The organism is Rhodococcus sp. MEB041 (assembly GCF_030208955.1).
In the GTDB taxonomy this organism is placed as follows: Bacteria; Actinomycetota; Actinomycetes; order Mycobacteriales; family Mycobacteriaceae; genus Rhodococcoides.
The window spans coordinates 1-2117 of the sequence record NZ_JARVSZ010000009.1; the positions used below are offsets into that span (position 1 = coordinate 1).

2 protein-coding genes are annotated in these 2117 nt (G+C 70.8%); both read right to left on the reverse strand.

Annotated elements, in window-relative coordinates:
• On the reverse strand, window positions 1-890 hold an 890-nt coding region (locus QRN16_RS20410; protein WP_285189554.1), incomplete at its 3' end, for a phosphotransferase family protein.
• Window positions 891-907: 17 nt separating this feature from the next.
• A complete protein-coding gene (locus QRN16_RS20415) occupies window positions 908-2116 on the reverse strand; it encodes an acyl-CoA dehydrogenase family protein (protein ID WP_285189553.1) in 1209 nt (402 codons plus the stop codon).
• Between the last annotated feature and the right edge of the window lies 1 nt (window position 2117).

The window sequence follows — 2117 nt, forward strand, 5'->3', positions numbered from 1 at the left end:
CCTTCGGCGATGACGGCGATCTTGAAGTCGGCGAGGGCGCGGTAGAAGTTCCAGTGGGCGAGGTCGCGTCCGGATACGGCGGCGTAGTGCTGGGCGAGGTCGTCGGCGTCGGGGTAGCGGGGGGAGGTCCAGGCGGCGTCGACGCCGAGGACGGTGTCGAACATGGGTTGCCGGTAGGCGCACATGAGGGCGATGTCGGTGAGGGGGTCGCCGAGGGTGGACATCTCCCAGTCGACGAGTGCGGCAACGGTTCCGGGTTCACCGTGGGTGAGGATGGTGTTGTCGACGCGGTAGTCGCCGTGCACGACGGCGGCCGTCGAGTGCGTCGGGACGGCGTCGGTGAGGGCCTGGTGTAGTCGGTCGATGTCGTCGAGGTCGCGGGTCTTGACGCGGTGCCATTGCCGTCCCCAGGTGGCGACCTGTCGGGCGGTGAATCCGTCGGGCCGACCGAAGTCGGCGAGTCCGACCTCGTGGTGGTCGACGGCGTGCAGCGCGGCGAGGACACGGACGAGTTCGCTGGTGTTGGCGGCGATGTCGTCGTCGGTGAGGGCGTCGAGGTCGGTGCGGGTGCGCACCACCTGTCCGGGGACGAACTCGACGACGGTCATCGGCGCTCCGAGGGCGGCGCCGTCGGCGTCGAAGGCGACGGCGGTGGCGACGGGGACGTCGGTGCCGGCCAGGGCGCGGGTGACGGTCCACTCCCGAGCCATGTCGTGGGCGGACGGGGTCAGTCCGCTGACCGGGGGGCGCCGCACGATCCACGACGTGATGTCGTCGTGGGCGCGGTAGGTGAGGTTGGACCGGCCTCCCGCGATGCGATCGACGCGCAGTCCGCCCGTGATGTCGATGCCGTTGTCGCGCATGAACTTTTCGAGGGCGGCGGTGTTCATGCCGGGGAGGGTGGCGGTCACGGCTGTTCCTTCGCGGCGCGGCGGGCGGCGCCGACGGCGCGTTTGGCGATGGCCCAACGGTGCACTTCGGAGGGGCCGTCGTAGACGCGGAAAGGACGGACCTCGCGGGAGAGTCGGGCGAGGGGCAGGTCGTCGGAGACGCCGAGTCCGCCGCACATCTGCACGCCGCGGTCGACGATGCGGAAGATGGCTTCGGCGGCGAAGGTCTTCGCGATGGAGGTCTCGTTGCTCGCGGGGTCGCCGCGATCGAGGCTGTGGCAGGCGGTGACGAGCAGGGCTCGGGTGGCGGCGATGTCGATCTCGTTGTCGGCGATCATCTTCTGCACCATGCCGAGGTCGCCGAGGCGGCTGCCGAAGCCTTCCCGGTGGGCGACATGCGAGACAGCAACGTCGTGTCCGCGTCGGGCGGCGCCGAGCCAGCGCATGACGTGGGTCATGCGGGCGGGTCCGAGGCGCACCTGTGCGTAGGTGAATCCTTCATCGACGGCGCCGAGGACGTTGTCCTCGGGCACGAGGACGCGGTCGAAGGTGACTTCGCAGTGCCCACCGATCATGGCGCGGTCGAGGGTGCTGATGTGCCGGCCGACGATGATGCCGGCGGTGTCGGCGGGGACGAGGAACATCGTGGCGCCGCCCCGGTCGCCGGGGGAGCCGGAGGTGCGGGCCATGACGATGAAGAATCCGGCGCCGTCCGCGCCGGTGATGAACCATTTGTGGCCGTCGATGCGCCAACCGCCGTCGGTGCGGGTGGCGGTGGTGGTGAGGGCGGAGGGGTCCGAGCCGGCGCCGGGAGCGGGTTCGGTCATCGCGAACGCGGACCGCACGTCGCCGCGGGCGAGGGGGCCGAGGAACTGCTCCTTCTGGGCAGGGGAGGCGACGTGGGCGAGCAGGTGCACGTTGCCCTCGTCGGGGGCACCGATGTTCGTCGCGATCGGCCCGAAGAGGGAGTAGCCGGCTTCCTCGAACACGGGGGCGCGGTCGCTCATGGACAAACCGCCCCCGCCGAACTCGCGGGGCGCGTGGGGAGCGAACACCGCCGCGTCCTTCGCCGCGGCCTGTAGTTCCCGGCGAAGGTCGTCGCCGCCCGCAGCGGTCACGTCGCCGAGGAACTTGTCCTCGATGGGCAGGACGTGCTCGCGGGTGAACGTGCGAGTGCGCTCGATCCACTCGCGGACGCTCGGGTCGTAGGTCAGATCGATCGCCATG